Raw genomic sequence first — 18,860 nt, 5'->3', positions numbered from 1 at the left:
GGTTGAGATGCTTAAAAGCGTTGTTTAAAAATCAGTTGGTGATCCTTTTTCTCAATGTCCATCTGTAATAATCCCGCCAGTACAAAGATGATATCGTCCTCGTTTTTGACCGGGAAAATGCCTTTAAATCGTTTATTCAAGATTGTTGTATCTGTTATCACGGCATGATAGCCGTAGTTATCTTCCAGGAGTTGCAGTATTTCACTTACCTGCATTTCATCCATTATGAGTGTATGATTTTTCCAGGCACTCACTGCCTGTACTGCCTTTGGTGAAAGTTTCATAAGGCCGGACTGCCTGTTGAACTGTGCTACTTCTCCCGGCTGCAGGCGCAGCTGTTGCTCATGTGCGGTGATCTGCACCGCACCGGTACGGAGTCCTACCTCCGTTATGCCGTGGCGCTCTTTCACATTGAAGGTGGTACCTAATACGGCTACATCTACCTGTTGTGTATGCACGATAAATTGCTCCGCCGGCAACACAGGCCCCCTGTCTTTTTTCAGGTGGCGTACTTCAAAAAATGCCTCCCCCTCCAGCCATACTTCACGTTTGCGGCCGCTGCCCCAGTATTTTTTATAGGAGACGACCGAATTACTGTTTAATATGATGGTAGAACTATCTGGTAATACTATGGCAGACATCTTCCCATAAGCAGTATGAATAGTAGTGCGGGCAAACATATACCAGGCAACGCTACCTGTTATCAGCAGCAACACTGCTGCTGCCACACCTATCCATCTTCTCCGGATCTGCCGGAGTAAAGGCTTGCGGCTATCTGCATCCATTCCTTTCGCTATACTATGCCATACCTCGTCTGCGAGCTGTGGAGCGGGAAAAATACGTTTCGCGGTAAATATCAACCGCAATGCTGCCGCAGCATCCTGCAATTCCCGCAGATTTTCCGGGGCAGCATGCTGATAAGCCTCCCACCACGCCGCATCTGGCGATCCTCCACGTATATAACGAATGAAACTTTCATCGTTCAGAAAGTCCTCTTTTTTATATTGCTGATACTTCTCACTCATGGCAAACCATCACACCTCATCAGGGGCGATTTTTCAATAAACACCGGGGTAGGCATAATTACCCCACGAAAAGGAAAAAAAATTTATCTTTTTTCCAGGTTAATAAAAATTTTTCTGATAAATAGGGAGATTAAGGGAGTAAGTTATTGGCTGGCAGCGGCTTTCAACAGGCATATCACTGCTACAAGCGAGATATCCAGCAGGTCGCGCAGTGCTTCCAGCGAGCGGGCGGTGAGCTTATATGCCCCTTTTACAGTTACATCCATGATAGATGCAATTTCTTTATAATCCAATTCCTGGAAATAGCGTAGGTAGATGATTTCCTTTTGCCGGGGAGTAAGCCGCTCCATGGCGGCTTTCAGGGCAGCGAGCTTCCGGTCGTTCGTTTCCCGCTGAATATAGGCGGCTTCCGGAGAAAACTCCAGCTCAAAATCATAGGATTCTTCCAGTTCGTTGATCCGTCGACGTTTCTCATCCCTGAACTTATTATAAATAATTGCCCTGAGAGAAAATAACAGGTAAGGCTTGATACGCTTCATTTCCGTCAAAGTAGCCTTATTGGTCCAGAGCTTCACAAACAACTGCTGTATGCATTCCCTGATCATGGCTTCATCCCCCGTAAACCGCATCCCATATTCGTACAGCATAGTGAAATGGGCACGGTAAACCTGCTGAAATGAATGCTCATCTCCTGCTACAATCGCTTGCCACAATTCAATATCATCAGTGATTATCTGCATTAGCCGACTCAGTTTACTACCGGGAAAAGGGCGAAAAATTACAACCATTTCCCGAAATTTATCAGGAAAAATATAAAAATGAGGGCCGGATATTGACCAGGGCCAGAAAAATAATCCGTCCATATCCGATTTAAAAGCCTATCTTTATATGAATTACCTCGGGCTCCTGCCGCTGCTTCTGCTGATTTAGTCTGGATATCTTCTTTTCTTCCTCAGTCTTCGCTTTTCCAGCTGCCACATTGCTTACGTTGTAAACGTTTACTAAACAATCTCATAGCAGGAATCATTCCCTGCCGAACAAACTTTTAAATCATTACGCAATTTTGCGATATAACTATAATCAGTAACTATGGGAGAATCCTTTTCCAAAAAAGAAAACAGAAACAAAAAAGCTAAATCGAAAGAAGACAAAGCGCAGCGGGCACAGGAACGGAAGCTTAACAACAACAAAGGCAAAGGCCTGGAAGATATGCTGGCCTATGTAGATGAGAATGGAAACCTGAGCGCAACACCACCAAAAGAAACCAGAAAAACGGATATCGATGCCAAAGACATCCGTATCGGAGCTACCCCCAGGCCAGCAGAAGATCCGGTTAAAACCGGCACGGTCACGTTCTATAATCAGACAAAAGGCTTCGGCTTTATTGCGGAAGACAATTCCAGGGAAGACGTTTTCTTCCACATGAATGAGCTCCTGGATCCTGTAAGAGAAAAGGACAAAGTATCTTTTACCAAAGAAAGAAATTCCAAAGGATATTATGCAGCAGCTATAAGAAAACTCAACGCCGGTAACAAACCTCCGGCTCAATAGCATCATTTTATCGCATTGCAATAATTATAATCTGAAGCCGGATAACACCATCTGCTGCCTGTCTATGGCACTAGATGTCATTATCCGGCTACTCTTTTATATCTTATGAAAGCACCACCTGCTTCTTGGGCAACACTACCAATCTGATAATACCCAGACAAGCCAGTCCCCTGATAATATAAAATACCGGATCTATCTCAAACCACCGCTGCCCGAAATTAACTGATGACGGGTGTTTATGGTGATTATTATGATAAGACTCCCCCAACATCAACACATCCACAAACAACAGATTCATAGCCGTATTACGTAACTTAAAATTGATATAGCCATATTTATGCGCAAACCAATTTACAATGGCTCCATGAAAAGCTCCCATAGACACCACTATCGGCAATAATAGATATTGATAAGGACTTGTTGCAAAAACTATAAAAATCAAGACATATACCGCCACCCACAATAATCTGGATAAGGTACTGTTGGCGAATTTATCAAACCTGTCCCATTCAGGTAGGTTCTTCATATACTTCGCCTCAACGTCCATCCTATTATGCAGGATATCCTGGTATACTGTCCTTGTCCCCCACATCATAGTGAATATATTGGAGGAAGTAGAAGGTGAATGTGGGTCCAGCTCCGTATCTGTATGCGCATGATGCAATCTGTGCATAATGGCATAAGCTTTAGGACTCATATATGACGAACCTTGGGTAATGTAGGTAAATATGAAAAAAAACCGTTCCCACCCCTTACCCATGGTGAAAGCTCCATGTGCGGCATATCTATGCTGAAAAAAAGTTTGTGAAAACAACGACAGGTACCATAAAGCGGCAAAAAAAATAAAAATGACCATATTTGAAATTTTGTAGAAGCGAGTAATAAATCTCAAATATGCCAGTAGAATAAATGGAGATATAAAGCGCTGTCCGATGCGTTAGTTATATACCCAATGTAGTTCTTCTATTGTTAATAAAACGGTAAAAGAAATAATGATAACAAATAAATAGGAATAATTTCATTCGGAATCCGAACATAATTATGCATATATAAAACCAGGGAAGGTGCTTTGGCAGCACCTTCCCTGTAATCTATTGAATAAAAAGCAATCCTATTAAGACACTTCTCCATATCTCACTTCCCGTTCTTTCCGAACCCGCCGCGGTGGCACACCACAACTACCACCGGCACAACCGAAATTCAATATAGGTAAGAGACTCAGCAAACCGCCTATCAGTACAAACTGCCTGTCCTGCGCAATAATACCCTGCACAATAATGGCTATGCCAATCGCCAGCCGTATCCAACGCATAATACTCCACCCGCTAAAAATCCTGTTTTTCATCTGCTATATTATTAGTGTCGGTGTAAATATCGTACAACAACAGTTATTGTTTGGTGACTTTTGTTACAGAAGCCTCTATTGCAGGCCCACCGGTGAAGTTTTTATGTCCCCCTACAGCAGCCAATGAAGCAGGCATTACAGGGATAACATTTTTATTTCCGATCGGTAGCCACGTTATAATAAGGGTCCTCCATTACATTTACTTCAATCACCCCTGCTGCATTATGCAGTAACCGGCGGCAATCCTCACTCAGATGCCGCAAGTGCAGCTTTTTATTTACCTGCTGATAACGCGCGGTCAGTTTATTCAGTGCATCAATGGCACTCATATCCGTTACACGACTTTCAGAGAAATCAATGATCACTTCATCAGGGTCTCCTACAACGTCAAACTTCTCCAGGAAGGTAGCCACAGAACCAAAAAATAATGGCCCGTATATTTCGTAATGTCTGACTCCCTGTGCATCCGTAAATTTGCGGGCACGTATACGTTTCGCGCTTTCCCAGGCAAATACCAGTGCAGAAAGAACCACACCAATCAATACGGCCAGCGCCAGGTTATGCAACCACACAGTAATCCCCGCTACCAATATACCCACCGCCACATCCTGCCGGGGCATTTTATTGATGATCCGTATACTGATCCATTCAAAAGTACCAATAGCCACCATTATCATGACGCCTACCAACGCCGCCATAGGCACACGCTCTATGACCGGCGCACCAAAAAGAATGATCAACAGAATAGCCAGTGCTGCTATAATACCCGAAAGGCGCGCCCTCGAACCGGCAGACAGGTTCACAAAACTCTGCGCAATCATCGCACAGCCACCCATGCCCGTAAAAAAGCCATTCACGATATTCGCTGTACCCTGTGCCACCGCTTCTTTATTGCCGCGTCCTTTCGTGCCCGTGATTTCATCCACTACATTTAACGTAAGCAGACTTTCAATTAATCCCACACCCGCCATTACCAATGAATAGGGAAAGATGACTTTTAGCGTATCAATATTAAAAGGCACCGATGGAATATGAAACGGCGGAAATCCTCCGCTGATTGCAGCAATATCTCTGACTGTTTTTGTAGGTATCCCCAACGCGAGCACCAGCAGGAAAACCACGATAATAGCGACCAGAGAGGCCGGCACCGCCTTTGTGATTTTGGGTACGATAAATACAATCCCAATCGTCAACAGTACGAGTCCGAGCATAATCCATAGTGGCATACCACTGAGCCAGGCGGTGCCTGCAGGTGTAGTTATTTTGAATTGCTGGATTTGCGCCATAAAAATGATGATGGCCAGCCCATTCACGAAGCCATACATCACAGATTGCGGCACCAGCCGGATAAATTTTCCCAGCCTGAAAATCCCTACCAGGACCTGGAAAACCCCTGCCAGCGCAACAGCAGCAAATACATATTCCACACCATGCGATTGCATCAGTGCAATCAATACTACTACAGTTGCACCCGCACCTCCCGACACCATTCCCGGGCGGCCGCCGAGCACTGCTGTGATAAGGCCCATCAAAAAGGCAGCATATAAACCCATCAGGGGCGACAATCCCGCTAATATCGCGAAGGACAAAGATTCCGGAATCATGGTCATTGCTACAGTGAGCCCTGCCAGTACTTCCGTTTTATAGTTGACTTTCTGCGAGAAGTCAAACAAATTAAAGTAGGCCTTCATGTTTGATGAAAGGTTATTATCTATTAAATAAAAAATAATGCAATGGAATAAACAGAATAGTTATTCCGGCGGAAAACCGCACGGATACTGACAACCGGAAGATCAGGCTATCAAGGTGGTGTCACCGGAGATGATGCGATTTTGCTGTTCATATCGGGCGCAAAGGTAATATAATGTCGCTAAAATGCAAGAGTAAATGTGGATAATTTCAAGGTAATATTTTAGTATCTGAATGCGCGCGAAAGATTTCTATAAATAAACGCAAGAACGATTATGGAAAAGAAAATTATCAAAGTGAAGAACAAATATACCCAACAAGTTATCACGTATACTGTTGATGAAAAACTAAACAATCTGGATGACGATTTTCCAGCTGCAAAACTAGAGGCTACGGAAAAGGCTTTGCCTAAATTAAGAGAATTAATCAAAAGTTTTCAGCAAGAAAAACGCTGATCAGAATAATACCCGAATTATAAAAACAATATGCTTAAAATCACAACGAACAGAAAGGATTTCAGCGGAAATCCACCAATGAAAATGAATAGAAATGATAGGAGTTGCTGATAGTACCATTTTTACTTTGGTTCGGTTTACTTATTTAAAAAGTAAATGAACAACGAAGCATATAAAATAATTCATTTTGCAAGTGATCACAGTGATTATGAGTTCTTCAGTATTGGCCCAAAAGGGGTAATTCTAAAGAGAATAACTTTTAAATTCAGTAAAATTGAAAATGTTGTCATAATGGCTTTTGGAGATGTTAACCAAGACGGGGAAATTGATGATTTATCTATCAGCAACAATGGAGATAGAAATAAAGTACTCGCAACAATCTGCCAAACCATTGCCCGTTATTTAAAACACTATCCGGAAAGAATGGTATATTTCAAAGGCAGCACCGAAGAACGAACACGTCTATATAGAATGATAATTAACAATAACATCAAAGAGTTTGAAGCAGGCCATCACATCTGGATGGAGTTAGATTACAAGTTCGTTCCATTTCAACCAAGTATCAAAGTATTTGGTTTTGCCATAAAAAGGAAAAATGCTTAATTTTATAATTATGGAAAAAAAAGTTTTTAAAGAAAAATGCGAATTTTCCCAACAGGAAATCACCTACATTCTTGATGAAAGACTTAACAACATTAAGAACAAAAAATTTCCAGCCGCAAAGCTGGAGGCCACAGAAAAGGCTTTGCCTAAATTAAGAGAATTAATAAAAAGCCTCCAATAAACACCATTCGCAACAACCCCAATTGTATATTAATGAAAAAGAAAACTATCAAAGTAAAAGGCGAATTCTCCCAACAGGAAATTACTTTAACTGTTGATGCGAGACTGGATAAATTAGATTTAAAAATGATGAATCCCAGAGCACTAGCCGAAGCAAATAAAGCTATACCCAAAATGGGAAATATATTTCGAAATAATTAGCATAAAAAAGCCATCTGTCCTACAGATGGCTTTATACATTTCAACGCAACCACATCCCCTACCTATTCTCCATCCACTCCAGAAATTGCGTAATCTTTTCCTTACCAACCGTCAGCACTTCTTCCGCCGGCACACTCAACTGCAACGCCAGCTTTCGCGCCGAATAATGCTCCACTTCCTTAATAGCATCAAAATTCACCAGGTACTGCCGGTTCAGCCGGTAAAACTGCTTCGCTGAAAGCTGCGACTGTATCTGCTCCATCGTCTGTGAAATAATATATTTCTGCTGCTGGAAAGTAACAATATATGGCGACTCAAACTTGATATATACGTAAGCGATATTATCCGTACGAACAGTAATATATTTGTTGTTATGCAATACCAGGAAACTCGTTTTGGTTTCCGGTTTGTCCAGCCGCTTTATCAGCTCCTGCCAGTCGTTCTGCGTACGCTGCTGAAAGAAACTTTTAAAATGGTCCATTCTATCAAAAGCAGCTTCCAGATCAGCCACTGCAAAAGGTTTCAACAGGTAATCTACACCGTTCGACTTTATCGCATCCATCGCATATTCTCCATATGCCGTACAAAATATTACCGGCGCTGTTACTTTCACCCGCTTGAAAATCTCAAAACTCAATCCATCTGCCAACTGCACATCCATAAATATCAGGTCCGGCTGCGGATTAGCAGAAAGATAACTGACCGCTCCCTCAATACTACTTAATATCGCGTCTATCGTGTACGCAGGCCTTAGCTTTGTAATCATGGCTGCTAAAGACTTCGCGGCTTTTATTTCATCTTCAATTATTACGATCCTCATGTATAACCGGTAATTTTACTGTAAAAGATAGGGTATCTGGTATTATTTCAATGTTTTTACTGATAAGATGATCATAGCGCTCGTTGATATTCTCCAAACCCAGTCCTGTCGATACTTCCGGTGTGATCTTAGGCTGCAGGTTATTCGTTACCACTATCTCATCTCCCTCAGAAAAAATCCGCACATGCAACGGCTTATCCAATGAAACAACATTATGCTTGATCGCATTTTCTACCAGCAACTGCAACGTAAATGGCGGTACTACTGATGCCTGATGTCCCTTACTAACGTCAATGGATACATCAAGCCCTTCTTCAAACCGGGCATTCAGTAAATAAACGTAAGCCTGGAGTATCTTCAGTTCCTCCGACACCTTTATCAGGTCCAGCTTTCTGTTCTCCAAAGTAAACCGGTAAAAATCCGACAACTTTAATATGAAATCAACACTATGTTCATCCCCACTCTCTACCATATACTTCAGCGTATTCAAGGTATTGAACAGAAAATGCGGGTTCACCTGCTGCCGTAACAATTCGAACTGTGCTGCCAGGTTATCCATCTTACTGCGCTCCAGCTCTATACTCACCCGCTGGTTCTGATAGGTCTGATAGATCAGGTGAATGAACATGTAGAAGGTCAGATTAATCAGCACACCCCTTACTTCAAACATAAGCATGGTAGGGCCAAAGTTAATATGCGTCAGTATCTGCTGCTGTATGTACGACAACAGGAACATCACCACAATACCTACCACGAGGTTCTTCAGCAACGGTGCCAGTGAAAACCCTTTGGCTACCTGCCTGGAATTATATACCGGCAGTGTAAGCATGTTATAGTACCATACAAACAACGAAAATAAAAACGTGATCGCTGAATTGGCAATTACCTCATAGATATTATACTGATGCTGGATCAGGCTGGGCAGTGATACAATAACGCCCAGAAACAAGGAGCTTAACCAGATAATCCTGCCCGATATTTTAAATGGCTTTCGTTTGTTCATGATGGGTCAAAGATAATCGTATTTGGCAGCCATTGGAAACAAACAACACCCGAATCCGGCATCTGGCACCCTGAACCGGACATTCCGGGTCCTCATGCCGGCACTCCACTTCCCAGCGGCATTTCTGGCCTGAAAGTCCGCCTGGCGGCTCACCTGGGATACTGTCCGGCTCACCCCCTCAATTGCCGGATACAGGGTATTACGTTTTCCCGGCGCCCCGGGAATCTTTCTCTTTGTGTCATAATACTTCGTATATGCACACACCGAACCGGATTAAACTAATCACTTTCAGCGCAGGAATTGCCGTAATAATAGTTGCAGCCATGTCTTTTACTACCCGTGTGGTAGATAACCCTCCGGTTACCGCGGAAATAGACGTTCCTGCCCCTGTAAAAAAGATCTTTCAGAAGGCTTGCTACGATTGTCACTCCAATACAACCAGGGTACAATGGTTCGATAAATTACCCATTGTAGCCGGTATGGTAAGAAGGGATGTCCTGGCCGCCCGGCAGAAATTCAATTTCTCTGAATGGGACAAGCTCTCCGGCGCCGAACAGGAATCCATCCTCTGGGAGGCCTACAATATGATCAATGCCGGCAATATGCCACTGCCCGAATATGCGGCACTCCATAGCAACGCAAAGGTCACGCCGGCAGAAATGGCCACGCTCCGGAACTACCTGGATACAAAACGTAAAACGGTACACCCCGATACCACTGCCGTTAAACAGGAGCATAACACCGCAAAAGCTGTACCTGTAGCGCCTACAGGCATACAATTCATGCCGGAGTTCCGCCAGTGGCAGGTAATGAGTACCACCTCCCGTTTTGACAATACTACCATGCGGGTCATGTATGCCAATCCGGTTGCCATGAAAGCTATTCAGGAGAAAAATATCAGTCCATGGCCCGACGGCGCCATCATCGTTAAAGTAGTATGGGAAAAAGCCCTGGATAATGAAGGGAATATTCATCCCGGTAAATTCCTGAACGTACAGTTCATGGTACGGAACCACACTAAATACGAAAGCACCGACGGCTGGGGTTATGCAAAATTCGAAACACCGGAACTCAAGCCTGCCGGCACTTTACTCACTGCCCAAACCTGTGCATCCTGCCACAGGGCTGCCAATAAAACCGGTGGCATCTTCGATCTCTCCACCTTAAATTAATATAGTCATGCGCGTTATCATACCCATCTACATCGCAGTTATGCTGCTCATCAGCTGCAGCACCAAAAAAGACATCCCTGCCTTACGCCCCTATGCATTCAACGACAGCGGCCTGCTGGTTATCACAACGGTTATCAATGAAAAAGCCGGTACCGTATCGCTGCTGTATGGCAACAAAGCCGCAATGGCACAGCAACTGAACAGGAAAGACACGCTCGCAGTACCTGCACAGTATACACTGGTAACCTACCGTAACCAGGATAATAAATACTGGTATGGCAGCTATATCAACGGAGCACTGTTAAGGGTGGAACAACTCAATATGAGCGGCCAGCCAGCTTATTCTATCCGGGAGTATAACAGCCCCGCCTATACGCAGACGGACGCCACCAGCCGTACAGATTTCATCCTTTCTCTTACCCCGGCATTTTACCCTTGCGATCCTTATTAATCACTACAAAATCTACATAAAATGAAAAAATTAATCGTACCAACACTCAGCATAGCCATGATCTGCCTCAGTACACTCATCGGCGCCTGCAACTCCCTATATGGCAACAACAACGCCTCCGTCATCAGTAACAGCGACAGCACCAAAGGCTTTGCGGTGGTAGAACTCTTTACCTCCGAAGGCTGCTCCAGCTGCCCTCCCGCTGATGCCCTGCTGGAAAAGCTGGAAGCGCAGAGCAATGGCAAACCCTTATACCTGCTGGCTTTCCATGTCGATTACTGGGACCATCAGGGATGGCGCGACAGCTTCAGTCAGCATGAATTCTCCCTGCGCCAGGAAGAATATGCCGGATGGCTCAACCTCAACGGCGTGTATACCCCGCAGGTAGTTATCAATGGCTCCAGCCAGTTTGTAGGCTCAGATGCCGCTGCTATTACCTACGCCATCAATCAGGCGCTGACAACACCGGCAGCCGCGTCCCTTACACTCAAAGCCACTTCCGGCCATCAGCAGGTTAATGTATCCTGGGACTCCCCGGCGCCACAGAAAAATACCCGGCTGTTGCTGGCGCTGGTACAGAAAAATGCACAAAGTATGGTGAGGGCAGGAGAAAATGCAGGCAGGAAATTATCACATGTACAAATCGTGAAAGACCTGACCACCGTCAACATGAAAGATACGAGCGCTACCCTGCCCCTTCCCGCCGGCTTCGACCAGCAAAACTGGGAACTGATCGGATTGCTGCAGAATACCCGCAACGGGCATGTGATCGCGGCCAGTAAAGTCAATATTCAATAATATCTCCGCAACAATCATCTATCTATTTAAAAAAATTAAAACCATAAGCGATGAACAACATCACCACAAACACAGCAAAAGTTTTATATACCGGTAAAACACATACCACCGGTGGAAGAGAAGGACAGGCAGTCAGCAGCGACGAACAACTGCAGCTTAAACTGGGCGCTCCCGGCAGCGGAAAAGGTACCAACCCTGAACAGCTATTCGCAGCAGGATGGTCGGCCTGCTTCATCGGTGCCATGGGACTGGCAGCAAAGGCACTGGAGGTGAAATTACCGGCTGATACTGCCGTTAATGCGGAAATTGACCTGCTGCTCGATAACGGAAGCTACAGCCTGCAGGCACGTCTGAATATCGAACTTCCAGGCATAGATACTACGATAGCCGAACAACTGATCGAAAGGGCGCACAACACCTGCCCCTATTCAAAGGCCATCAGGAATAATATCCCGGTAACATTAAACCTTGTGTAATATTGGAATGGCTAAAGGCCCGCGGTGGAGAGCTGCGGGCTTTATTGCTGCTGTTCGTTGTTAAAAGACTCAAAGGCAGCCCGCGCATGAGGTGGCTCCAGCTTAAACCTGTAAACATGCAATACCCGTTCCTCCAAAGAAGTCAGGTCTGTCCATGTCATAGTATAAGTACCCTTTTCATCAAACCAGTCATATTGCATGATACGACCGATCAGAAATTCAGCTTCCAGTTGGCTATGACAGATTGCGGTATATAGGACGGTGCCTTCAGGCTCTCTAAAATCTAATCTCGTTAACATCGATTCTATTTACTACATCCTAATTTCTGAAAAATTTTTGAATAACGACGTCCTCCATTCCTTTTTTCTTACCCGTTCAACTAATTTATTGCACGTGACAACATGATTTTAGCGAATTTTAATGAGACTCCTTCACCATGGCCTTCGTTCACGGCTTATCCCGCTTATTCATTTTGTTCAATCAAACTTATCTTGATCATTTTATTCAAATCATATTGGAATAAATTACCAAACGTTAATTTTTTGTAAATTCAGTAACGTATCCTAACTATCCAGCATATCCTGAATTTTTATGAACAACCCACATAAACCGGCGATACCAGTACACTTTTACGGCCTGGATGCAATACGAGGTATCGCATCCATCATCGTCGTACTATATCACTGGCAATTATTTTTTTATAAAGATGATATATGGTTCCAGGATGGCTATGATAAAGCGTCCCTCCCACTCTATTCATGGTTCGAAGTATTCTATAATAACGGCATGGTGTCCGTAGACCTCTTCTTCCTGCTCTCCGGATTTATTTTCTTCTGGCTGTATGCAGACAGGCTTTCTTCCAGAAAGATGAAGTTCGGCAAATTTGTGGTATACAGGGTGAGCAGGTTATATCCCATTCACTTCGCCGGCCTCATGCTGGCCGCCCTGCTGCAGTTCCTGATCCTGAAAAACCTGGGGCACTACTTTATATTCGTATTCAACGACAGCTACGATTTTGTTTTGCACCTATTATTTATGCAAAACTGGGGTTTTGAAAGAGGCCCTGGCTTCAACGCACCGTCCTGGTCTGTGTCTATTGAAGTACTACTCTACCTGATGTTCTATATGGTCTGCTTCTTCCGTTTGCAGGCCAACAGGCTATTTATCCTTTTGCTCATTCCCGTGGGCGCCATCATGCAGCATTATGATATGCTCATCGGTAAAGGGATGTTCTCCTTCTTCATGGGTGGCCTCGTATACTATGCCTATATGGACATACTCCGCCAGAATAAAGCTAAACAGTACCTAAAGGTGATTGGTATCATCACGCTGGCACTATGGACTTATACCATTGTCGGATATTATTTTTCATTAACACATCAGGCCTGGGAATGGCTAAGACTACATCAGCTGTCGCATATAACCCCCGAAGCTTCCGAAAAGATTTACCCTGTACTCAGAAATATGCTATTCAGATTAACCGTATCTCCGTGCACTATTCTCACACTGGTGTTGCTGGAAACTGTCCGTCGCCCACTCAGCAGCCGCTGGGCAATCCTCGGCAACAGCAGCTATGCTATTTATCTCCTTCACTTCCCACTACAGTTATTGATTGTGTTGCTATTCCATCAATTTAATATCAGTCGCCAGATATTGTCTTCGCCATGGTCAATGCTGGCTTTCTTTTCAGTGCTGGTTACTATAAGTGTTGCCGCTTATTACTGGTACGAACTACCATTACAGGATAAAATCAGGCAACTGGCTTTTCCAAAACCACCCAGGCTGGCGGTGGAGGTTTCTGATAAAAAAGCTTAACGAACCACCACAGCTGCCAGAAAATAGTTGAAAAACCGACAGATTGAACCGCAATCACCCATTGCGGATTAACTGACCCATAAAAGAATGGCATTCATGCGATACTACTTACTAACCCTCCTTTTCGTGATTACTGCCTGTCAAAGCAGTAAAAAGATCACCTATTTCAATGATATCGTCAGCACTAACGGCCGCGATACAACACTGCACGTGCCCCCGCTACGCGTGCACCCCGGTGATGTGCTCCAGATTACCATCACCACGCTGGACAAAGACATATCGATGATCTTTAACCCAAACCCCATGGGTACCAACAACATGACCAACGGCGGAATAGACCAGGGCTACCTCGTAGATGCCGCCGGTAATGTCAATCTGCCCATCGTAGGAGAAGTGAATGTCAATGACAAAACCACCTCCGAAATCAATACCATCGTGGGTGACAAACTTGCTAAATCTTTAAAAAATGTATACGTATCTACCCGCATCGTAAGCTTTAAAGTATCCGTACTCGGTGATGTAGCCCGCCCCGGCTCCTTTAAAATAGGTACGGAAAGAGTTTCTCTGTTGGATGCCCTCAGTATGGCCGGCGACCTTAACGTCACCGCCGAACGCGACAATGTCATGGTGATCCGGGAAGTGGATGGTGTAAAACAATACGCCAGTATTAATCTTACCGACAGCAAAATGTTAAGCTCTCCTTACTACTACCTGGAAAATAATGATGTGGTATATGTCAGACCCGGTTCCAATAAGAAATTCCCGACATCAAAGTCTGTTATCCTGCTGCCTGCGATCATAGCCCTTATTTCACTCGGTACCACCATTGTGCTCCTGAGTAAATGATAAAACCCTTTTGTATGGCACCTCTCAAAGTAGTACACAATACCACCAAAGCCCTGGACCTTTCCGATCTTCTCCGGAAAATGCTGTTCCACTGGCCCTTATACCTGGTAGCCATCCTGCTGGCCACCGGTGCCGGATACATGTACCTGAAATATGCCAAGCCGGATTATATGGCTACCGCCAGATTATATATCCGCGATGATAAAAAAACAGGCAACAGTGAAGAAGCCGATGCCCTGAAATCATTGTCACTCTTCAAAGATGGTAAAAATATGGAGAATGAAATGGAAGTCCTCCAGTCGCCGGTACTCCTCCAGAGAGTCATCAGCGCAGGTGCTTTCAACCTCCGGTATTACGACAAACAACCACTCCATACAAACGAATTATATGTAAACCCACCCCTCCTGATCAGGGTTTTAAGTAATAATGCCCGGATTGGTAATTATACCTTCGACGTTAAGGCAGATAAAAACACCTATAACCTCCGCGCCAAAGCAGGCAAAAAAGGAAAGGCTACCGCCATATCCGTACATGCAGACCAACCATTTACATTTGGCAAAGATACCTTCCTGCTCCATGCCAATACCACTGCCACAGCAGCCCTGCCAGACCATTACCGCATCGCGGTGGATTCTGTGATTGAACTGGCTGCAAAAACGGTCGAAGATATCAATACAACGCTCGTCAACAGAGATGCCACCGTCATCCTGCTGAGTTACAAAGATCCCGTTGCCCAACGCAGCGCCGACTTCCTCAACGCGCTCCTGGATGAATACAACGAATACACACTCAGCGATAAAAATAAATCCGGCCTCAAAACCATTCATTTCCTCAACACCCGCATAGACTCCCTGAAAGATGAGCTGGGTTTGCTGGAAGGCCAGGAAGAACATTTCAAGGTACAACGTGGCATCACCGACATCGACGCCAGCTCCAAACTGGCACTGGAACAGGTAAAAGAAGCCGACTCGCGGCTCAGTGAGGCCAATATGCAGGTCTCTGTACTCGACCAGGTAGAAGACTACATCAATATGCCCGATGCCAACTACCCGTTTGCTCCCGTTGGCGGCAGTGTAGACGGCACCCTCACCGCCATGATCAACCGGTACGAGGAAGCACTGCGCGAAAACCGCAAACTCTCCCTCTCCCTGCAACCCGACAATGTGATCATGCAAAACGCCACCGCCCAGGTAAAGGATGCCCGCGCCACCATCCGCGACTATATCAGCGGATATAAAAGAAATGCCGGCGTGGTACAGCAACAGACACAGGAAAAAGTTAATGGCATCAACAATAAGATCGCCCAGATACCGGCATACGCCAGGGAATACGTAAATATAAAACGACAACAGGGGGTAAAAGAAAATCTCTATCTCTTCTTACTGAAAAAGAAAGAAGAAGCCTCTGTAAGCAATGCCAGTACGGTAACCGATAATAAAATCATCGCACCGGCCTATGTACCGGAAGACCCTGTCAGCCCGAAGAAACCACTGATATATATCAGCTTCCTCGTACTGGCACTGGTGGCCGTCAGCATATATATCTACATAAAATATTTCCTCAATCCGCGTATCCTCAACAGGTCTGAAATAGAAGAAATTTTTGACCTGCCGGTTATTGCAGAAATATTCCAGCAGAAAGAATTTGTGAGGGATCTTTCCCTGCCCCAGAAATCAGTGCTGACAGAACAGATCCTCAACCTGCGTACCAATCTGCGTTTCCTGCTGGCAGACCATAAAGGTTCCGCTACCATTATGCTTACCTCCAGCATTTCCGGTGAAGGCAAAACCTTCCTTACCACGCATATCGCCAATTCATTAACAGTGAATGGCAAAAAGGTGGTGATGGTAGAAATGGACCTGCGCAAACCCAAGCTCTCCTCCTTCGTTAATATGGACCACCGTACAGGTATTACCAATTACTTACTTGGACATGCATCGCTGGAAGAAATTGTCCGCAAAGTACCCGGCGCCGAAAACCTCTACATCGTGTCGTCCGGTCCTATACCACCCAATCCGGTAGAGCTGATCGAAGGCCAGCAGATGGCACACCTGCTCCAGGAACTAAAGTCCGCCTTCGATTATGTAGTAATAGACACGTCGCCGGTAGGCATCGTATCTGATGCGAAAAGTATCGCCCCGTTTGTAGACTGTACCCTCTTTACCATTCGCTACAACTATACCCTCAAAGCCAAGCTGGCACAGATGGAAGAGGTACTGCGGGAGAATTATTTCAAGAAGAAGGGGCTCATCTTTAACGGCATAGAACAACATTCCTTCTACCCACATTACTACTATGGAAAATATAGCTATGAAGAACAGAAAGGCCGCAAATACAGCTGGCGCGCATTGATCAGAAAAACAGCCAAACGCATTGCATAAACTGGTAGAAAATACAGGATGGCTGCTGGCAGATAAAATCAGCCGGTTATTTCCAGGGATACTGGTACTGGCACTGCTTGCGCGTCACCTGGGGCCAGGCACATTCGGCATCTGGAGTTATACGATCGCCGTCAGTGCCATTATGGGAAGTATCGCCATTCTGGGCATGGACAAGCTGATCATTAAAGAACTAATGGCAGAACAGGATACACGTACTACGGTAACGACTATACTATTTATACGTATCACCGCAGCAATGCTTTGCATGATCCTCAGCATAGTGCTGGTATATCTCATGAACCCCAACCCGGTATACCTGCTCTGCATCTGCTTTTCCAGCACCACCATCCTCTTCCAGTCTTTTGACGTCATGGATGGTTATTACCAGGTAAGCAAAAGCCTGAAAACAGTGATCGTTCCCAAAGTAACTATGTTCCTGACATTCTCGGCATGCAGGCTGATCGCTGTATTTTTGAACGCAGGCCTCGTGGTTTTCCTCGCCCTGGCGGCATTGGAACTCGCCTGCGCCTATTCCTGGATACTTTACAGGTACCTGCGGCACACCACCCTTCATCCGCGCTTTATCAATTTCAAAATGGCGGGAAAGCTGCTCCGTGACTCCTGGGTGCTGATACTCGGCGGCCTGGTGGTCGTACTGTTCATGAAGGTGGATAATGTACTGCTCAACTTCCTGAGTACCCCCGCCGAACTGGGTAATTATGTGGTGGCCATCCGCATATCAGAATTATGGTATGCCCTGCCTACCGTCATCAGCACCGCCATGCTGCCTATTCTTTTCAAAAAGAAATCGGAAGGACAGACCGTGTACCTCCGGACGCTCGAAAAATGGCTCCGGGCATCAGGCGTTATCAGCACCATACTGGCGCTGGGCATCAGCATCACCGCCAGGCCACTGCTATTCTGGCTATATGGAAGCGCCTATGTCAACGCTGGCGCCATCCTTCAGATACATATCTGGGCCGTTATTCCTGTATTCCTGATGATGGTACTGGTGCAATATCTTTTCGTAGAAAGCCGCTACAAACTCTATCTGTATGGTAATGTTGCCGGCCTGATAGTAAATATCATCCTCAATATCATCCTGATTCCTACTATTGGGGGAAAAGGTGCTGCCATAGCCACCGTAGCGGCCTACAGCACCGTATTTATCACGACGGTATTACTCGACAGCAGCAGGCAGGCCATATTACTGAGCTGGAAAATGCTCTACCCTGCACGCATATACGCAGATGCCGCTGAAGGCCTGACACTGTTACGCCGGCGCTTCAGCAAACAACTATTCCTTCACCCCAATAACCCACTGGCCGATGAATAACGTAAAAAATATAACGAAAAGCCTCGTCACCAGGCTATTCCCTAAACTCCGGTATAGTGTGCTCGCCTATAGCTCCGAAGGGGAAGACCTGATCCTGAAACGCATCTTCGATGAAAAGAAAGATGGCGTATACGTCGATGTTGGCGCACACCACCCCTTCCGTTTCTCCAATACCTACCTGTTTTATAAAAAGAACTGGAGAGGTATCAATATAGATCCACGACCAGGCACCATGGCGCTTTTCAACAAACACCGCCCCGGCGACACCAACCTGGAAATGGGCGTCAGCAGAGAACCACAGCACCTCACCTATTCCATCTTCAATGAACCGGCATTAAATACGTTCTCGGAAGAACGTGTCAGAGAATATACACAGAAAGAATGTTACAAGGTCATAGACAGCAAAAAGATCGAGACAATGCCCCTGGCAGCTATCCTCGACCGGCACCTGAAATCTACGACCATCGACTTTATGACCATAGACGTAGAAGGCATGGACCTGGAAGTACTTCGCTCCAATAACTGGCATAAGTACCGCCCGGCCATCGTGCTGGTAGAATCTACGCCATACGAACTGGAAAAAGGAAATAACAGCGAACTGCTGAAATTCATGGACCAGAAAGGTTATGGCCTCTTTGCAAAAACATTTTACACCTACTTCTTCCGCGACCTGCAAGGAAATTATATGGGTCCGAATGATTAAAATCAACAGC

Annotated in this window: 22 protein-coding genes; 14 read left to right on the top strand and 8 right to left on the bottom strand. The window is 45.3% G+C overall.

The features are described 5' to 3' along the window. Positions 1–11 precede the first annotated feature (11 nt). Positions 12–1,025, bottom strand: coding sequence for a FecR family protein (locus F3J22_RS13330; RefSeq protein ID WP_167017906.1), 1,014 nt, complete (start codon positions 1,023–1,025; stop codon positions 12–14). Between the two features lie 143 nt (positions 1,026–1,168). Beyond that, complete coding sequence (locus tag F3J22_RS13325) at positions 1,169–1,765, bottom strand: RNA polymerase sigma factor (RefSeq protein ID WP_167017904.1); 597 nt, start codon at positions 1,763–1,765, stop codon at positions 1,169–1,171. A gap of 349 nt (positions 1,766–2,114) precedes the next feature. Between F3J22_RS13325 and F3J22_RS13320 the strand changes: the two genes are divergently transcribed. Next, positions 2,115–2,576, top strand: a complete 462-nt coding sequence (locus F3J22_RS13320) for a cold-shock protein (RefSeq protein ID WP_167017902.1) — start codon at positions 2,115–2,117, stop codon at positions 2,574–2,576. Between the two features lie 103 nt (positions 2,577–2,679). Here the strand turns inward: F3J22_RS13320 and F3J22_RS13315 are convergent, their stop codons facing one another. From F3J22_RS13315 to F3J22_RS13305, 3 genes are all read right to left on the bottom strand, one after another. After that, positions 2,680–3,432 (bottom strand): acyl-CoA desaturase, encoded by a 753-nt coding sequence (locus F3J22_RS13315; RefSeq protein ID WP_167017900.1) that lies wholly within the window; start codon positions 3,430–3,432, stop codon positions 2,680–2,682. 258 nt (positions 3,433–3,690) lie between these two features. Next, on the bottom strand, positions 3,691–3,921 hold the full coding sequence (locus F3J22_RS13310) for a hypothetical protein (RefSeq protein ID WP_167017898.1): 231 nt from the start codon (positions 3,919–3,921) through the stop codon (positions 3,691–3,693). A 152-nt stretch (positions 3,922–4,073) separates the two neighbouring features. Then, entirely contained in the window at positions 4,074–5,612 is a 1,539-nt protein-coding gene (locus tag F3J22_RS13305; RefSeq protein WP_167017896.1) for a SulP family inorganic anion transporter, read from the bottom strand. A 273-nt stretch (positions 5,613–5,885) separates the two neighbouring features. Here F3J22_RS13305 and F3J22_RS13300 point away from each other — a divergent pair, with 273 nt between their 5' ends. From F3J22_RS13300 to F3J22_RS13285, 4 genes are all read left to right on the top strand, one after another. Then, complete coding sequence (locus tag F3J22_RS13300; protein WP_167017894.1) at positions 5,886–6,065, top strand: hypothetical protein; 180 nt, start codon at positions 5,886–5,888, stop codon at positions 6,063–6,065. A gap of 156 nt (positions 6,066–6,221) precedes the next feature. Then, complete coding sequence (locus F3J22_RS13295; protein ID WP_167017892.1) at positions 6,222–6,668, top strand: hypothetical protein; 447 nt, start codon at positions 6,222–6,224, stop codon at positions 6,666–6,668. A 10-nt stretch (positions 6,669–6,678) separates the two neighbouring features. Continuing rightward, positions 6,679–6,849: a hypothetical protein gene (locus F3J22_RS13290; RefSeq protein ID WP_167017890.1), complete on the top strand. Its 171-nt coding sequence runs from the start codon at positions 6,679–6,681 to the stop codon at positions 6,847–6,849. Positions 6,850–6,881: 32 nt separating this feature from the next. Next, positions 6,882–7,049 carry a hypothetical protein gene (locus F3J22_RS13285; protein WP_167017888.1) on the top strand — a complete coding sequence of 56 codons (168 nt, stop codon included), beginning with the start codon at positions 6,882–6,884 and terminating at the stop codon, positions 7,047–7,049. A gap of 58 nt (positions 7,050–7,107) precedes the next feature. Here the strand turns inward: F3J22_RS13285 and F3J22_RS13280 are convergent, their stop codons facing one another. Both F3J22_RS13280 and F3J22_RS13275 read right to left on the bottom strand, forming a co-directional pair. Continuing rightward, on the bottom strand, positions 7,108–7,869 hold the full coding sequence (locus F3J22_RS13280) for a LytTR family DNA-binding domain-containing protein (RefSeq protein WP_167017886.1): 762 nt from the start codon (positions 7,867–7,869) through the stop codon (positions 7,108–7,110). Then, entirely contained in the window at positions 7,850–8,872 is a 1,023-nt protein-coding gene (locus F3J22_RS13275) for a sensor histidine kinase (RefSeq protein WP_167017884.1), read from the bottom strand. The genes F3J22_RS13280 and F3J22_RS13275 overlap by 20 nt, the downstream gene beginning before the upstream one ends. A 254-nt stretch (positions 8,873–9,126) precedes the next feature. Between F3J22_RS13275 and F3J22_RS13270 the strand changes: the two genes are divergently transcribed. Genes F3J22_RS13270 through F3J22_RS13255 form a run of 4 tightly spaced genes read left to right on the top strand, consistent with a single transcriptional unit; the run spans position 9,127 to position 11,769 of the window. Then, entirely contained in the window at positions 9,127–10,044 is a 918-nt protein-coding gene (locus tag F3J22_RS13270) for a heme-binding domain-containing protein (protein WP_167017882.1), read from the top strand. Between the two features lie 7 nt (positions 10,045–10,051). Further along, positions 10,052–10,495: a hypothetical protein gene (locus F3J22_RS13265; RefSeq protein ID WP_167017880.1), complete on the top strand. Its 444-nt coding sequence runs from the start codon at positions 10,052–10,054 to the stop codon at positions 10,493–10,495. Positions 10,496–10,516: 21 nt separating this feature from the next. After that, complete coding sequence (locus F3J22_RS13260; protein WP_167017878.1) at positions 10,517–11,293, top strand: thioredoxin family protein; 777 nt, start codon at positions 10,517–10,519, stop codon at positions 11,291–11,293. A 50-nt stretch (positions 11,294–11,343) separates the two neighbouring features. Next, a complete protein-coding gene (locus F3J22_RS13255; protein WP_167017876.1) occupies positions 11,344–11,769 on the top strand; it encodes an organic hydroperoxide resistance protein in 426 nt (141 codons plus the stop codon). Positions 11,770–11,810: 41 nt separating this feature from the next. Here F3J22_RS13255 and F3J22_RS13250 read toward each other — a convergent pair whose 3' ends face one another. Further along, on the bottom strand, positions 11,811–12,068 hold the full coding sequence (locus tag F3J22_RS13250) for a hypothetical protein (protein ID WP_167017874.1): 258 nt from the start codon (positions 12,066–12,068) through the stop codon (positions 11,811–11,813). Positions 12,069–12,360: 292 nt separating this feature from the next. Here F3J22_RS13250 and F3J22_RS13245 point away from each other — a divergent pair, with 292 nt between their 5' ends. The 5 genes from F3J22_RS13245 to F3J22_RS13225 all read left to right on the top strand — a co-directional run bounded on the left by F3J22_RS13245 (position 12,361) and on the right by F3J22_RS13225 (position 18,850). Next, positions 12,361–13,584 carry an acyltransferase gene (locus tag F3J22_RS13245; RefSeq protein WP_167017873.1) on the top strand — a complete coding sequence of 408 codons (1,224 nt, stop codon included), beginning with the start codon at positions 12,361–12,363 and terminating at the stop codon, positions 13,582–13,584. A 96-nt stretch (positions 13,585–13,680) separates the two neighbouring features. Continuing rightward, the gene (locus tag F3J22_RS13240) at positions 13,681–14,430 is read left to right on the top strand and encodes a polysaccharide biosynthesis/export family protein (RefSeq protein WP_167017870.1); all 750 of its coding nucleotides are present in this window, start codon (positions 13,681–13,683) and stop codon (positions 14,428–14,430) included. A gap of 14 nt (positions 14,431–14,444) precedes the next feature. Continuing rightward, positions 14,445–16,811: a polysaccharide biosynthesis tyrosine autokinase gene (locus F3J22_RS13235; RefSeq protein ID WP_167017868.1), complete on the top strand. Its 2,367-nt coding sequence runs from the start codon at positions 14,445–14,447 to the stop codon at positions 16,809–16,811. Then, entirely contained in the window at positions 16,804–18,147 is a 1,344-nt protein-coding gene (locus F3J22_RS13230) for a flippase (RefSeq protein WP_167017866.1), read from the top strand. Before F3J22_RS13235 ends, F3J22_RS13230 begins: the two co-directional genes overlap by 8 nt. Next, the gene (locus F3J22_RS13225; RefSeq protein WP_167017864.1) at positions 18,140–18,850 is read left to right on the top strand and encodes an FkbM family methyltransferase; all 711 of its coding nucleotides are present in this window, start codon (positions 18,140–18,142) and stop codon (positions 18,848–18,850) included. Before F3J22_RS13230 ends, F3J22_RS13225 begins: the two co-directional genes overlap by 8 nt. Positions 18,851–18,860 lie beyond the last annotated feature (10 nt).

The sequence above is a fragment of the Chitinophaga sp. Cy-1792 genome (assembly GCF_011752935.1).
In the GTDB taxonomy this organism is placed as follows: domain Bacteria; phylum Bacteroidota; class Bacteroidia; order Chitinophagales; family Chitinophagaceae; genus Chitinophaga.
Note: the sequence above shows the minus strand (reverse complement) of the source record. Positions and strands in the feature narration are given on the sequence as shown.

Coding starts and splice junctions, on each gene's coding strand:
- F3J22_RS13275 (WP_167017884.1), bottom strand. CDS start 8,872: ATGAACAAACGAAAGCCATTTAAAATATCGGGCAGGATTATCTGGTTA.
- F3J22_RS13295 (WP_167017892.1), top strand. CDS start 6,222: ATGAACAACGAAGCATATAAAATAATTCATTTTGCAAGTGATCACAGT.
- F3J22_RS13300 (WP_167017894.1), top strand. CDS start 5,886: ATGGAAAAGAAAATTATCAAAGTGAAGAACAAATATACCCAACAAGTT.
- F3J22_RS13280 (WP_167017886.1), bottom strand. CDS start 7,869: ATGAGGATCGTAATAATTGAAGATGAAATAAAAGCCGCGAAGTCTTTA.
- F3J22_RS13250 (WP_167017874.1), bottom strand. CDS start 12,068: ATGTTAACGAGATTAGATTTTAGAGAGCCTGAAGGCACCGTCCTATAT.
- F3J22_RS13310 (WP_167017898.1), bottom strand. CDS start 3,921: ATGAAAAACAGGATTTTTAGCGGGTGGAGTATTATGCGTTGGATACGG.
- F3J22_RS13320 (WP_167017902.1), top strand. CDS start 2,115: ATGGGAGAATCCTTTTCCAAAAAAGAAAACAGAAACAAAAAAGCTAAA.
- F3J22_RS13225 (WP_167017864.1), top strand. CDS start 18,140: ATGAATAACGTAAAAAATATAACGAAAAGCCTCGTCACCAGGCTATTC.
- F3J22_RS13270 (WP_167017882.1), top strand. CDS start 9,127: ATGCACACACCGAACCGGATTAAACTAATCACTTTCAGCGCAGGAATT.
- F3J22_RS13245 (WP_167017873.1), top strand. CDS start 12,361: ATGAACAACCCACATAAACCGGCGATACCAGTACACTTTTACGGCCTG.
- F3J22_RS13290 (WP_167017890.1), top strand. CDS start 6,679: ATGGAAAAAAAAGTTTTTAAAGAAAAATGCGAATTTTCCCAACAGGAA.
- F3J22_RS13285 (WP_167017888.1), top strand. CDS start 6,882: ATGAAAAAGAAAACTATCAAAGTAAAAGGCGAATTCTCCCAACAGGAA.
- F3J22_RS13255 (WP_167017876.1), top strand. CDS start 11,344: ATGAACAACATCACCACAAACACAGCAAAAGTTTTATATACCGGTAAA.
- F3J22_RS13260 (WP_167017878.1), top strand. CDS start 10,517: ATGAAAAAATTAATCGTACCAACACTCAGCATAGCCATGATCTGCCTC.
- F3J22_RS13305 (WP_167017896.1), bottom strand. CDS start 5,612: ATGAAGGCCTACTTTAATTTGTTTGACTTCTCGCAGAAAGTCAACTAT.
- F3J22_RS13325 (WP_167017904.1), bottom strand. CDS start 1,765: ATGCAGATAATCACTGATGATATTGAATTGTGGCAAGCGATTGTAGCA.
- F3J22_RS13240 (WP_167017870.1), top strand. CDS start 13,681: ATGCGATACTACTTACTAACCCTCCTTTTCGTGATTACTGCCTGTCAA.
- F3J22_RS13315 (WP_167017900.1), bottom strand. CDS start 3,432: ATGGTCATTTTTATTTTTTTTGCCGCTTTATGGTACCTGTCGTTGTTT.
- F3J22_RS13265 (WP_167017880.1), top strand. CDS start 10,052: ATGCGCGTTATCATACCCATCTACATCGCAGTTATGCTGCTCATCAGC.
- F3J22_RS13235 (WP_167017868.1), top strand. CDS start 14,445: ATGGCACCTCTCAAAGTAGTACACAATACCACCAAAGCCCTGGACCTT.
- F3J22_RS13330 (WP_167017906.1), bottom strand. CDS start 1,025: ATGAGTGAGAAGTATCAGCAATATAAAAAAGAGGACTTTCTGAACGAT.